Annotated in this window: 14 protein-coding genes; 13 read left to right on the top strand and 1 reads right to left on the bottom strand. The window is 39.7% G+C overall.

Annotated features, from left to right (window positions below; all coding sequences use genetic code 11):
• Positions 1-226: 226 nt before the first annotated feature.
• The 4 genes from EZV76_RS12805 to EZV76_RS12790 all read left to right on the top strand — a co-directional run bounded on the left by EZV76_RS12805 (position 227) and on the right by EZV76_RS12790 (position 2884).
• Positions 227-913 (top strand): DUF4386 domain-containing protein, encoded by a 687-nt coding sequence (locus EZV76_RS12805; RefSeq protein WP_136566963.1) that lies wholly within the window; start codon positions 227-229, stop codon positions 911-913.
• A gap of 231 nt (positions 914-1144) precedes the next feature.
• Positions 1145-1663 carry a RidA family protein gene (locus tag EZV76_RS12800; RefSeq protein WP_201741860.1) on the top strand — a complete coding sequence of 173 codons (519 nt, stop codon included), beginning with the start codon at positions 1145-1147 and terminating at the stop codon, positions 1661-1663.
• 139 nt (positions 1664-1802) lie between these two features.
• The gene (locus EZV76_RS12795; protein WP_136566958.1) at positions 1803-2252 is read left to right on the top strand and encodes a hypothetical protein; all 450 of its coding nucleotides are present in this window, start codon (positions 1803-1805) and stop codon (positions 2250-2252) included.
• 251 nt (positions 2253-2503) lie between these two features.
• Positions 2504-2884 carry a nuclear transport factor 2 family protein gene (locus EZV76_RS12790; protein ID WP_136566957.1) on the top strand — a complete coding sequence of 127 codons (381 nt, stop codon included), beginning with the start codon at positions 2504-2506 and terminating at the stop codon, positions 2882-2884.
• A gap of 218 nt (positions 2885-3102) precedes the next feature.
• Here the strand turns inward: EZV76_RS12790 and EZV76_RS12785 are convergent, their stop codons facing one another.
• Complete coding sequence (locus EZV76_RS12785; RefSeq protein WP_136566956.1) at positions 3103-3732, bottom strand: hypothetical protein; 630 nt, start codon at positions 3730-3732, stop codon at positions 3103-3105.
• A gap of 347 nt (positions 3733-4079) precedes the next feature.
• On the opposite strand from EZV76_RS12785, the gene EZV76_RS12780 reads away from it, so the two are divergent.
• The 9 genes from EZV76_RS12780 to EZV76_RS12740 all read left to right on the top strand — a co-directional run bounded on the left by EZV76_RS12780 (position 4080) and on the right by EZV76_RS12740 (position 13325).
• Entirely contained in the window at positions 4080-4484 is a 405-nt protein-coding gene (locus EZV76_RS12780) for a hypothetical protein (RefSeq protein ID WP_136566955.1), read from the top strand.
• A 99-nt stretch (positions 4485-4583) separates the two neighbouring features.
• Positions 4584-5459: a DUF5694 domain-containing protein gene (locus EZV76_RS12775; protein ID WP_136566954.1), complete on the top strand. Its 876-nt coding sequence runs from the start codon at positions 4584-4586 to the stop codon at positions 5457-5459.
• 205 nt (positions 5460-5664) lie between these two features.
• Positions 5665-6123 carry an SRPBCC domain-containing protein gene (locus EZV76_RS12770; RefSeq protein WP_136566953.1) on the top strand — a complete coding sequence of 153 codons (459 nt, stop codon included), beginning with the start codon at positions 5665-5667 and terminating at the stop codon, positions 6121-6123.
• Positions 6124-6203: 80 nt separating this feature from the next.
• Positions 6204-7733: an alpha/beta hydrolase gene (locus tag EZV76_RS12765; RefSeq protein ID WP_136566952.1), complete on the top strand. Its 1530-nt coding sequence runs from the start codon at positions 6204-6206 to the stop codon at positions 7731-7733.
• A gap of 4 nt (positions 7734-7737) precedes the next feature.
• Entirely contained in the window at positions 7738-9489 is a 1752-nt protein-coding gene (locus tag EZV76_RS12760; RefSeq protein ID WP_236640918.1) for an arylsulfatase, read from the top strand.
• Positions 9490-9562: 73 nt separating this feature from the next.
• Positions 9563-10132 carry a Crp/Fnr family transcriptional regulator gene (locus EZV76_RS12755; protein ID WP_136566951.1) on the top strand — a complete coding sequence of 190 codons (570 nt, stop codon included), beginning with the start codon at positions 9563-9565 and terminating at the stop codon, positions 10130-10132.
• 78 nt (positions 10133-10210) lie between these two features.
• Positions 10211-11485 (top strand): NAD(P)/FAD-dependent oxidoreductase, encoded by a 1275-nt coding sequence (locus EZV76_RS12750; RefSeq protein ID WP_136566950.1) that lies wholly within the window; start codon positions 10211-10213, stop codon positions 11483-11485.
• Between the two features lie 2 nt (positions 11486-11487).
• On the top strand, positions 11488-12243 hold the full coding sequence (locus EZV76_RS12745) for a DJ-1/PfpI family protein (RefSeq protein ID WP_136566949.1): 756 nt from the start codon (positions 11488-11490) through the stop codon (positions 12241-12243).
• 659 nt (positions 12244-12902) lie between these two features.
• Positions 12903-13325, top strand: a complete 423-nt coding sequence (locus EZV76_RS12740; protein ID WP_136566948.1) for a thiol-disulfide oxidoreductase DCC family protein — start codon at positions 12903-12905, stop codon at positions 13323-13325.
• Positions 13326-13337: the final 12 nt, after the last annotated feature.

Below are 13337 nucleotides of genomic sequence, written 5' to 3'. Positions count from 1 at the left end.
TGCTACAACACCTGGTATTCCAATTGGTTCTATGCAACTTTTAGGAGAAAAGAGGACTGATACGTCTAGTAAGGCTTAACTTAGAGACCGTTTTAGTTCTCCTCTTTCTCTTATTTAATATATAAATTCAAAGTAAAGGAGACCGTTGTATGCCATTAGAGCAAAACTGTAACAATAATCCTGTTACATCGTCAAATTTATTATGAACACTAATAGCAAATATTCTATGGGGTTACATAAAGAACAGAAGCAATCGATTAAAACTGCAAGAATAACAGGCGTATGGTATTTAATGATGGCTATTTCAGGGATTTTAGGGTTTATGGTCTTTCATTCTGAAATATTTGTCTCTGGTAATCCTGAACAAACGCTAACGAATTTAGTGGAACTAAAATCTACGGCAAGAATTAGGTTGTTATTAGAGTTTGCCATAGTAATATCACAAGCACTTACCGCAGTTTGGTTTTATAAATTATTTAAAGACAATTATGAATGGGAAGCTTGGACTCTAGGTATATGGGGAATGGTGAATGCTTTAGCCATTATGATAAGTGCAATTTCAATCGCCTCTGCCTTAGGTGTTGCCAATTCTGATATAAGTACTATGGGAGACAAAATTTTACTAATTCAGGTTTTTCAAAATATAATTTCAAATGCTTGGGGTATTGGTGGTCTTTTCTTTGGACTTTGGCTATTTCCTATGGGATATATAGTCATCAAATCTAAAAGAATGCCTGTCTGGTTAGGAAGAGTTATTGTTTTAGGTGGTATTGGCTATCTAATTAGCACTGTTATCCGCTACGCAGGAATTGATTTTAGCTTTAATAGATTTCTTATTCTACCCGCAACCATTGGAGAATTTTGGATGATAGGTTATTTGCTAATTTTTGGAATAAGACCTATCAATGAGTAAAATTAACAGTGGTTATACGTAATGGCACCGTTCTTACCTGCCCGTTCGCTTTCCTTAGGGTAGCATGAAGTCTTCCCCAAACTACCCACGCAGCTCCTAAACTAAAAATCACTACCTTAAATCCCGTAACCAACGGGTATGCAAATCGTTGTGCATTATTCTGAAAAAGGAAACCCAATGGTAACCGGGATAGCCGAAAACCGACCAAAGTAGGCCCAAACCATCTGGATTATGAAAAAACAAACCACCCGACAAACATTGCTCACTACACTTTTTATGCTGGCTCTTATGTGCCATAGTTGTGAACAAAAACAACAGGAAGAAGCCAAAGAAATTGAAAAGGAAGTCATAGCTGAACCCAAAAAACCTGAATATTTCCTTTTGCGACCTGAAGTAGAAAAGGCCTACGGATATTCCCACGCCGTAAAAATTGGAAATGACATTAAAATATCCGGGGCTGTAAGTATGGACGGTGAAGGAAATCCAACGGCCATTGGCGATCTGGAACAACAGATGAAAAACTGTTATGCCGATTTGGAAAAAATATTAAACCACTTTGGCTGCACATTTGACGATGTGGTAAAAGAAGATATTTTTACAACTGATATGGCACAAATGCTGGAAAAATCAGCATATCGGGCTGAAATTTATAAAAACGGATTTCCAACTGGCTCTTGGCTTGAAGTAAAGGGATTGGCATTACCTGAGTTTATGGTGGAAATTGAACTTGAAGTACATAAATCTGAATAAAAGTACAAACGCGCATCAATGCCTATAGGCAATTGCCGTCCCTAGCAACTACTCATACACAAACCGTTGTGCATAATTTGGAGCAATTTTTGAGGTATTATTCAATATGAAAAGCTTTTACTTTTTACTGATTTTTTTATTGTTAGCTGGAAACTCGATTTTTGGACAGAACGATACAATTTCTGAATTTGACTTGTATGGTTGCTGGAAAATGAAACTTGCTACAAAAGAAAATGGAATTAAGAAATGGATATATGTCCCTTGCGACATTTCCGAAACAGGAAATTCCATAAAACAATTTGGCATTGTTTTCAAAGCCTATAATAAATGTGAATTCTCAGCAACAATTCAAGATGCCCTTTGCCCAATTATTTATGAAAGGGTCGAAGGGTCTTGGACATATGACATGAAATCTGGAATTGTTGAAGTTTATTACCCCAAGGAATTCCAGAAAGAGTTTTGGGACACTTTAAAAGAAGAAAATCCTGAATTGGAAATTCCCAGCCCAAGAATGAAAACGAAGTTCAAAATAGTAGGACTTGAAGATGGGAAAATGGAAATAGAAAAAACCACGCCCAACAATGGCTAAATCCATTGCTTCTATCTCCTTTCTACTGTATTTGAGTCAATCTAGAAACCTCCCCAAATTTCCCACATAACTCCTAAACGAAAAGTCCCTACTTTAAATTCTGTAGCCCTTTTACTGGAGCTTAGGTTACTGAAAGTGAAACTGCCATTTCAATATTCAAGAATATTTGTAAAGTTCCCAAACCTAGTTGACATAGGGTTGTCATATTTCCCTCAGACCTTTGGTTCATTATCAATTAAAAATGTAAAGAAATGAATCAGAATGAAATTACCGAAGTATCCAAAATGTACCCTAAAGCCTTTAAAGAGCTCAATACAGACCTGATAGATACGTACTTTGCCAAAAATGCAACCAAAACCGGATTTATTTACGATCATGAATCCAAAAAATGGTTAGATCTCTCCACAGTTGGAATTGATGAAATCAAACAATGGGTTTCTTCATACAATACAGAAGGAATCATGCCCGAGTCTAAAATTGATATCGAAATTTTAGATGTCCAAGAGAGGATAGCAGTAGTTAAAATTGACATGTATTGGGCAAAAAACAGTAAGGGATGTGATTATTTGTTTCTTGTAAAAGAGAACGGTTCTTGGCTTATAGATAAAATCCTTTATCAAAGTGTGCTATAGGCATTATAACACCGAATATTCAATTGCAAAAAATTGCCGGCAACATTAGCCAAAACTAATTTGACTCTGAAATTTCCCATCCCAATACGCCTAACGGTTCTTTGATACCTGCTTGGCTAACAGTGACATAAAATCAACAGGGACGATACCCTCTTGTGACATTGTTGAACGATTGCTATATTTTCTTAAAAATCCCGCAACCACCGTTTAGCGGGTGGTTATCCGACAACCTGCCTATCATGCTTCCAAATAAAATACACAAAAGGAACAAAAGAAAAAGCCAAAAATGCAATAGCTATCCGTTGAAATAAAGGGTCTATTAAATTCCCTATCAACACCAACAACCAGTTAATCAATAGAACAATAGTGATTTTATTCGGCATGTTTTTCTTCCAAAATAAAGAACAGGTCAATAAAAATAAAGCTAAAAAAACCATGTTAGGCAGTTTATAAAACAAGGTGTCTATTAAAGGAGTATTGTAAAGCATACCATGTACTTGTATAGCCTCTCCCCCTGCATCTGCAAGCAATGGCATAACAAAATCAATAGCGTATTGTCCAGCTAACAAAACACTTGTTAAAGCAATTACAACAACTAGACCTGTTGCTATTTTTCCAACTATTCTATGTTGTAAAGTAAGGCGGATGCTTATCGCTGCAGGAAGCAAGAACACTGTGCTTAATAATAAAATAACATGCGCTCCCAGCCAATCACTTCGATTACTTATTAGCTTATCAAAAAAAAGTCCGGATGCGTTCTCTACCCTAAGCAACCAAATCATACCAACTCCAGCCAGCACAAAGGTTAAGGGAATCGATAGTAATCCTATTTTTCGGAGTGTAACCATTGTTTTGTTTTTAAGGACAATGAAAACAAAGATCTGTTACAGTTATTTAATCCAGATTGCATAAATCATTAAGAATGGTTACTTCAACATATTATCTTTTACACCCAAATCAAATTTTTATTGAAATTCACCTACACCAAAAGAGAAGTTTAAAGGGAAGTTACAATCAATACGCAGATACATAGAGCCAAAATATTCAACGGGATTGGATATTGAATTGTAGAAATTAAGCTTGGAATAAAAATAAAAGCGTTTTTCAGCAATGGCTATAATCCATTGTAGCGGATTTACTAAACTGAAATACTTACTTTTAGGCTAAGGTAAAATTGTTGGTTACGATTCTAAAAATGAAAATACGATTTCTACTATTTTTTCTCGCTATAAGTTTGACTTCATGTTCGCAATCTAACCAATACGTTGGAGAGTATGTTTCCAATAATAATAGTTCCGGAATAAAGCAACGCTACAGATTGACTCTAAATTTAAACGGAACCTTCGAGTTTGAGCAGTATTGGGCACAAATTGGGATGAACAGCGAAACCCAAGCCACTGGAATCGAAAAGGGAAAAGGCACATGGACTATTAAAAGTAAGTTGATTATGCTCAGTTGCAACAGTATGACCGATATAACCCAAGATTATCGATTGGATTTTGATGACACCAAAGTCAGTATTTTAAATGATTCTATTGTTCGTTTTGTTGATTCTAAAATGTTCTGGGTGGTAAACATGGAATTGAAGAAAAGAATATAATAACCCAACACAACAAGGGCTATAATTCAGCGTGGCCAATGAACTCAAAACAAAATCATTAACTTTAAAATGGCTCGATTTCTAATTCAAAAATCGATTATGAAAAAACGCAAAATTTTAGCACTATTCATAATTCAATTATTATTTCTCAATGCCTGTAATGATATAGAAGAGCAGCCATTGGAAGAAGTAAAGATCAACAATAACGAAAAATATCAGGCATTACTAATTGGAACTTTTCACTATAATAATCCTGGTGCGGATGTAGCAAAAACAAAATCATTTGACATTTTAAGCGATTCCTCCCAAGAAGAATTGGAAGCCATAGCTGAAGACATTAAAACATTCAATCCAACCAAAATTTTTGTTGAATGGCCATATGACAAGCAAATAGAATTGGACTCTCTTTATAATCTTTACAGAAAAGGGCTTTATTTTGAAAATGATAGCCTTTCCGATTTTTATAAAAAGAATGAAATATTTCAATTAGCTTTTAGGGTTGCAAAAAAGAATAATTTGAAAAAAGTAATAGGAATTGATTATAAAGACTCAGAATTCCCTTTTGATAGCTTAATGACCGTCATTTCAAATGCCAAACAGACAAACTTACAAAGCGAAATTGAAAGCGTCATTAATACATTTACCGCAGATTTTAATGATAAAATTGAGAGTGGAGCAACATTACTGGACTTGACCAATTATTTAAACACTCCCGAACTGCGTAAAATGAGCAATAAGTTTCATAATGAGATTCCTTTGATTGCGGGAGAAAAAGGAAATTTCATTGGGCCGTTCTTGACGTCGGAATGGTACAAGAGAAATTTATATATGTGGTCGATAGCTGAAAAACAAATCGAAGTAAATGATGAACGAATTATGATACTTTTAGGAGCAAGCCATATTGCCACTATAAAAGGTTTTATTGACGAAAATGAGAAATGGGAGACCATTGAACTGATAGAAATCAACAAATAAAAATCTATGCACAATAGTAGCTACAAGTAATTTCTTGTTCCCTCCCACTTTCCTCAGTGCTTGGGGCAGACTGCAATCCTCCCCAAATTTCCCACATAACTCCTTCACCAAAAATCACTACCTTAAATCCCCGTAACCAACCGACCTTTGTGGGACACCATTTAAGAAGAACCCCCTCATATCTCAGTGAAACCATACAAGAAACATGAAAAAACTACGATACCACATAGACATCAATGCATCCGCTGAACTGGTATATAACAACATGCTCGGTTTGGTTAACATTAAGACATACGAGCAATGGACGGCTGAATTCAATCCAACCTCTTCCTATGAGGGTAGTTGGGAAAAGGGAACAAAAATCTATTTTGTGGGAACGGATGAAAATGGAAAAAAGGGTGGAATGGTATCTGAAATTGCCGACAATATCCCTTTCCTGTTTGTTTCCATTCGCCATTATGGAATCTTGGATGGTGAAAATGAAATCACAGAAGGTCCCGAGGTCGAGAAATGGGCCGGCGGGCTTGAAAATTATTCATTCCATGAGAACAATGGAGTAACAACTGTAACCGTGGAAAGCGATGTGACCGAGGATTATCTAGATTATTTTGATACCACTTGGCCCAACGCTTTGAAAAAACTGAAAGCGCTGTCCGAAGAATAGAACTGTATTTACTATATAAAAAGCCTACATACAAATAATCGCTTCCAAAGCATAAGAAAAAATACACAAATCAATGCCTTATGAGATTATTGATTCTACAAACATTGATATTGTTCCAAGTCAACTTCGTGATTGCCCAAACCTCCCTCGATAAAATCAACCATGAAAACGGAAAACACAAGGTGGGGTTTCGCCACTACACTGCTTCCGATAGTACAAGAACGTACAGCAGGGCCATGGATTATACCAATGAGAAAGTGGCCCGCCCCATTTCCATAAGTCTGTGGTATCCCGCAGCACAAATTGCAGAGGGCGTGGAACCATTGCAGGTTCAGGATTACCTTGAAATCCTGAAAGAGGAAGAGGAATGGGAACATTTGCCTAATGAACAAATTTTAAATTGGTTTTACTACCCCAACACCTCCTCCAACCAGAAACATCTTGTAGAACAGACAACTGCCTTTCCCGAACCAAATTTTATCAAGGGGAAATTTCCGGTAGTGGTCTATGCCCCTAGTTTTATGGCATCCTCCATAGAAAACTTTGCTCTTTGTGAATATTTGGCAAGTCATGGCTTTGTAGTAATTTCCAGTCTAAGTCGCGGCACTGAGACCCGTTGGTTCAGTAATAATAATGCCAAAGAGATGGAAACCCAGGCCAGGGATATAGAATTTCTATTGAAGGAAGCAGGGAAGCTCCCCATGGCAGATTATGATAAAATTGCCTTAATGGGTTTTAGTTTTGGGGGGCTATCCAATATCATCGTGCAAAATAGAAATGATAATATCAAAGCCATTGTAAGTCTGGATGGTACGGAAAGATATCAATACGCGCTACTGGAGCAATCCTACTTTTTTGACGCCGAAAAAATAGATGTGCCTTACCTCCATATGGCACAGAAAGACATTCCCGACATCGTCTTGAAAGAAGACAAAATTGATGCTGAGCTTAATATAAAGTTCCAGTTGTACGACAGCATATCCCGAGCCACCGCTTACCGATTGAAGTTCCATGACCTCACGCACAGCTATTTTAGCACATTGGGAGTTCTATTTGCCGATAGGGACAAAAGGCAGGACAAAACCGATTCGGAGATCATGGAATCCTATAAATGGGTTTCGGTCTACACCTTACAATTTTTGAATGCCGTGCTAAAAAAGGATGATAACGCTCTGCATTTTATTGAAAATAACCCTTCTGAAAATGGAGTTGCCGATGGTTTGATAACCCAAAGCATCAAACCATCGAAAAAAAGAGCCTACACGTTTCAGGATTTCAACGACTTGGCCTCAATACAAAACTATAAAAACCTACCCCAACTGTATGACTCCATAGTAAAAAGTCATCCTGCTTTTACCATCCCGGAAGGCAATTTGAACACGCTTGGGCTACAGTTGGTCTTCAACCCAAAAACATCTTCGGAAGGAATAGAGGTGTTTTTGTTGGCTACACGCCTTTTTCCCGATTCTGCCAATCTCTATGACAGTTTAGCGGAGGGATATCTGTACATTGGCAATACAGAGAAGGCCATTGAAAGTTTTGAAAAATCTTTGGCATTGAACCCCAAAAACCAAAATGCCATCAACAGATTGGAGCAATTAAAAAAGTAACGCTTTGAAAAGAACAACATTTTCCCTTCTAACCCTTATTTTTTGCATGGCCCAATTGGCCCTTGCCCAAACTCCAAAACAACCCAATGTGATCATCATAATAACGGATGACCAAGGGTATGGCGATTTGGGCAGTACTGGTAATCCCCATGTACAAACACCTGTCTTGGATAAATTTGCCCAAGAAAGCGTCCGTTTCAATAATTTTTATGTGTCTCCAGTCTGTGCGCCAACACGATCTAGTGTCATGACAGGTCGATACAGTTTGCGTACCGGCATCAGGGACACCTACAATGGCGGTGCCACCATGGCGCAAAGCGAGGTGACGATTGCCGAAATGCTCAAGATGGCCAACTACCGGACTGGGATTTTTGGCAAATGGCATTTGGGAGACAATTATCCGTTCAGGCCCAACGATCAGGGGTTTGATGAATCTGTGATACATCTGGCCGGGGGAATGGGACAAGTGGGAGACATCACCACTTATTTTAAGGGAGACCGCAGTTATTTTGATCCCATACTTTGGCATAACGGAGTACAGGAAGCTTATAATGGTTATTGCTCGGATATCTTTACCCAAGAAGCCATGGATTTCATTCAAGAAAACTCAGGGCAGCCATTCTTTTGCTATTTATCCTTCAATGCACCACACACACCATTGCAAGTACCTGATAAGTACTACCAAATGTACAAGGACATAGACCCTTCCTCTGGATTCGACAACGATGGCAGACCTTTTCCCCATATGTCCGAAAAGGATAAGGAAGACGCCCGAAAAGTGTATGGCATGGTCACCAATATCGATGAGAATGTGGGTAAATTGCTGGATACCCTGGAAAATCTGAATATCGCTGATAACACCATTATCATTTTTATAACCGATAATGGTCCACAGCAATCCAGATATATAGCGGGCATGCGAGGAAAGAAAGGTAGTGTCTACAGAGGAGGTGTCAGGGTTCCCTTTTTTATAAAAAACCCTGCATTTAAAGCTGATAAAGAGGTGGAAACGCCAGCAGCACACATAGACCTATTACCCACCATTGCGGAACTGTGCCATGTGAACCTGCCGAAATCCAAAACAGTGGATGGGCGTAGTCTGGTTCCCTTGATCAATTCTTCAAACCCTAAATGGCCGGAAAGATATTTATTCTTCTACTGGACCCGTCGTTATCCCGAACTTTACAACAATATTGCCCTACAGAAAGGAGATTATAAGTTGGTGGGGCATACTTCCTATGATTCACATATTACCGAATTTGAATTGTTCAACATAGAAAAAGACCCCTATGAACAATCCAACATCATTTTAGAAAATACGGAGCTTGCCGAAACCTTCAAAAAGGACTTGGATGACTTATACTACGAACTGATTTCCTCAGAGAACCTAATACACCCTCCACGAATTGAAATAGGAAACACCAAAGAGAACCCCACCATATTGAACAGAAACGATGCAGATGGGGAAAGAGGTATCTGGAACCAGGAGGAAGTTTATGGAAAGTGGAACGTAAAGGTCAATGCCGGGATGTATCATATAAAATTGAAGTTCATCAAACCTGTGGTAACAGGAGGAAACTTGTTGTTTGAAGCTGGCAGCGTGGTCCATAGAAAAGAAGTGCAGGGTCCTGATACGGACATCCTTGAAATGAAGAATGTTTACCTCCCCGAAATGGAATGTGAGATACTGCCCTACTATTTTGTGGACAACAAAAAGATATTTCCGTTCTGGGTCCAAATGGAGAAAATTAATTAAAAGTTCAGGTTTACTAAGATTGGAAAACTCAGCGAACAGATGCTTATCTTTACGGCTTGTTATGCCCTAATCCATGAGCGAACAGATCCTAACGGAACACATCAGCAGCTACGTCAACTTTTCAGAAGAGGAGCTATCGGAAATCGCATGCTTTTTTGATATTAGATCCTATCGCAAAAAAGAAAAATTGCTCCACGCCGAAAAACGCTGTGACACGCTATTTTTTGTGGCAAAAGGATGTTTGCAACTCTACTTCATTGATGATTTGGGCAACCCCAAAACCACCCAGTTTGCCATGGAGACCTGGTGGCTGACCGATTTTCTGGCCTTTCAAAACCAAAGACCTTCCAATTTCTATGTGGAAACTTTGGAAAAATCAACGGTTTTATCCATCACTTTTTCAAAATACCAAGAGCTGCTGGAAAAGTTCCCAAAGATGGAGAAATATTATAGGGCCATTCTGGAAACGGCCTATGGAGCGGCGCTCATGCGCATCAAGTACATCAACAGTCTGTCCAAGGAAGAAATGTTCTTCAGTTTCCGGAATAGTTTCCCGGAATTTGTGCAACGTGTACCCCAATATGTGTTGGCCAGTTTTCTTGGCCTGACCCCAGAATACTTGAGCGAGATCAAAAAAAAGTGATTTTCTTAAACCAGCTTAATTTTTATTGAATTTCGTTTGACCACCTTTGTGTCATGCAAATACGGGAAAAGTCAGAACATGGCGGACGCTAAAAAAATTGTTGTGGTAGGTGGAGGTTTTGCAGGTCTGGAACTTGTAAAACAATTGGGCAATTCAGATGCTTACCATATCACTCTAGTGGACAGTAACAATTACAATTTTTTTCCACCCTTGATCTACCAAGTATCAACCGGCTTTATGGAACCTTCGGCCATAAGCTATCCGTTTCGAAAGATCTTGAGGAAATTGAAGAATGTACGTTTTAGACTTGGTTCCCTTGAGAAGGTTGTACCCGAAGAAAACAAAATACTGTTGAGCAACGGAGAACTGGAATACGACATTCTGGTGATGGCAACGGGTACGGAAAGCAACTTTTTTGGAAACAGGAACATTGAAAAGTATAGCCTGCCCATGAAAACCATCAGTGATGCCCTGTCCCTTAGAAATGTCATCCTGACCCGATTGGACCGTGCTACCCGAATCGATGACGGGGAAGAGCGAAAAAAGTACCTCACCTTTGTCATTGCAGGTGCAGGACCTACGGGAGTTGAACTTTCCGGCATATTGGCCGAAATGAAGACCACCATCATCATCAAGGATTATCCAGAACTACAGGCAAACGATATTGGACAGATTCATCTCATAGATGGTCAAGATTCCGTCTTGGCAGCCATGTCTAAAAGTGCCCAAACCTATACCGCCAAAAAACTGTCAGAATTGGGCGTTACACTCACCATGAACACTCTCGTTAAGGATTTTGATGGGGAAACAGTTCTATTGTCCAATGGCGCCGAAATTCCATCCAAAAACCTGATTTGGGCTGCGGGCGTGTCCGCCAAAACCTTTGAGGGATTTCCAAAAGACAGCTTTGGCGCCGGTAGAAGGCTGATAACGAATAAATTCAACCAAGTGCATCTTTGCAAGAATATTTATGCTCTGGGAGACTGCGCTTTGGTCGTTGGGGATAAAAACTATCCAGACGGACATCCACAATTGGCACAACCAGCGCTACAACAAGCAAAAAATTTAGCTGATAATTTAAAACGGCAAAGCCAAGATTGGAAACCGTTCCGCTATACCGACAAAGGTTCCCTGGCCATCATTGGCCGGAACAAGGCCGTGTTGGATTTCCCGGGACAGAAACAGTCCCTAAAAGGCTTTAGTGCATGGCTTATATGGATCTTTGTACACATCATGGGGCTCGTGAACTTTAAAAATAAAGTGCGAACGCTGTACAACTGGCTTGGATATTACATCTACAAGGACCAATATTTTAGAATGATCATTAAACCCACAGAAAGAAATAATACATAAGCATGAAACATCTAGGACTACTTGCATCCCTATTCTTTGCTGCCATTCTTTTGAGCTGCAATACTGAAAAATCAAAATCCAGCCCTGAGATTGAACAAACCGATTACGTGGAGGTTCCCTCGGATACACTCACCAAACACTTAAAACCCTTCAAACCGGAATTGCCCACCATAGGACTTCTCATGTTCAATGGCGTGTTGCAGGGAGAGGTCATAGCCACATCGGATGTTTTTGGAAAACCCAACCAAAATATGGAGCAACTTTTCAATGTGATTACCATAGCGGAAACCAAAAAACCCATCACTACCGAGGAAGGTATGCATTTTGTCCCTGACTATACTTTTGAGAACTGCCCTAAACTTACGGCTCTATTTGTTCCAAGTGGTTACGATATGTATGCCCAGGTCCGTAACCAGAAAATGATAGAATTCATCCAAAGGAAAAACGAGGAGACCCAATACATAGTGAGTAATTGTGCCGGGGCACAACTCATCGGGGAATCCGGAATTGCAGACGGACATAAAATCGTGACCTATATTGGTGGTGGAAAGGAATTACAGGAGACTTATCCCAATTTAAAGGTCCAGGATGATAGTGTCGTCACTTTTGTGGAGGATGGAAAGTTCAGTTCCTCCAACGGAAACTTGACCAGTTATATTTCTGCCTTGAATTTGGTTGAAAAAATGACCAGTCCCGAACACAGGCAGTTTGTGGAAGACTACTTATACATAGACCGACTTAAAAATTGGGAGGAATAGGTTTCCCTCACTCCTGCCAGTCATTTCGACAGAGTCCTGAGGACTATCGGGGCGACGAGAAATCTCAATGATGTCTGGACTGCGCTCGACATGACAGGGCCATTGCAATCCGTGAAAATTTGTGCCATTCGAGTCGGAAAGCCAAAACATAGATTTCTCACATTCCCCTAGCTCCCTCGCAAGCTCGGGACAGGGGTTCGAAATGACCACGAGGCCCTGAACGTCATTTCGACAGAATCCCGATGACTATTGGGGCGACGAGAAATCCCACTGATGTCTCGACTGCGCTCGACATGACAGGTACATTACAATTCGTGAACATTGGTGCAACTCGTGTCGGAAATCCAAAAAAAAATAGATTTCTCACATTCCCTTAGCTCCCTCGCAAGCTCGGGACAGGAGTTCGAAATGACCATAAGGCCCGCAACGTCTTTTCGACAGAGTCCCAATGATTGTCGGGACGACGAGAAATCCCAATGATGTCCCAACTGTGCTAGACATGACAAGCACATTGTAATTCGTGAACATTGGTGCCATTCGTGTCGGAAAGCTAAAAAATAGATTTCTCACATTCCCTTTGGTCAGTTCGAAATGACCATAAGGCCCGCAACGTCATTTCGACATGAGGATAAAAACGACGATTAAAAAATCCCAAACCTTTGTATCTTTGTACCGTGGAAGAAAACAAAAAAATAATCCTATTTGATGGTGTCTGCAACCTTTGCAATGGCGCAGTTCAGTTTGTGATTAAACGTGATAAGAAAGATGCTTTCCGCTATGCAGCCCTGCAAAGCGAGATAGGTGAAAAATTATTGAAGGAGCGCTCCATTGACACCAAAGTGGTGGATTCCATTATCCTAATTGAGCCAGGCAAGGCGTACTATACCAAATCAGATGCCGCACTGGAAATTGGTCGCAGTTTTGGTGGAGGTTATGCTCTTCTGGCCATATTTACTTGGATTCCCAAGTCCATTAGAGATGCTATTTATGACTTTGTGGCCCGTAATCGTTACAAATGGTTCGGAAAGGAAGAATCGTGCATGATTCCCACACCTGAGCTAAAGGCAAAGTTTTTGGGATAACACTTCTAGATA

This window comes from Flagellimonas alvinocaridis (assembly GCF_004916895.1).
GTDB classification, from domain to species: domain Bacteria; phylum Bacteroidota; class Bacteroidia; order Flavobacteriales; family Flavobacteriaceae; genus Flagellimonas; species Flagellimonas alvinocaridis.
The sequence above is the reverse complement of the archived record's forward strand: the minus strand, read 5'-3'. Positions and strand labels throughout refer to the sequence as shown.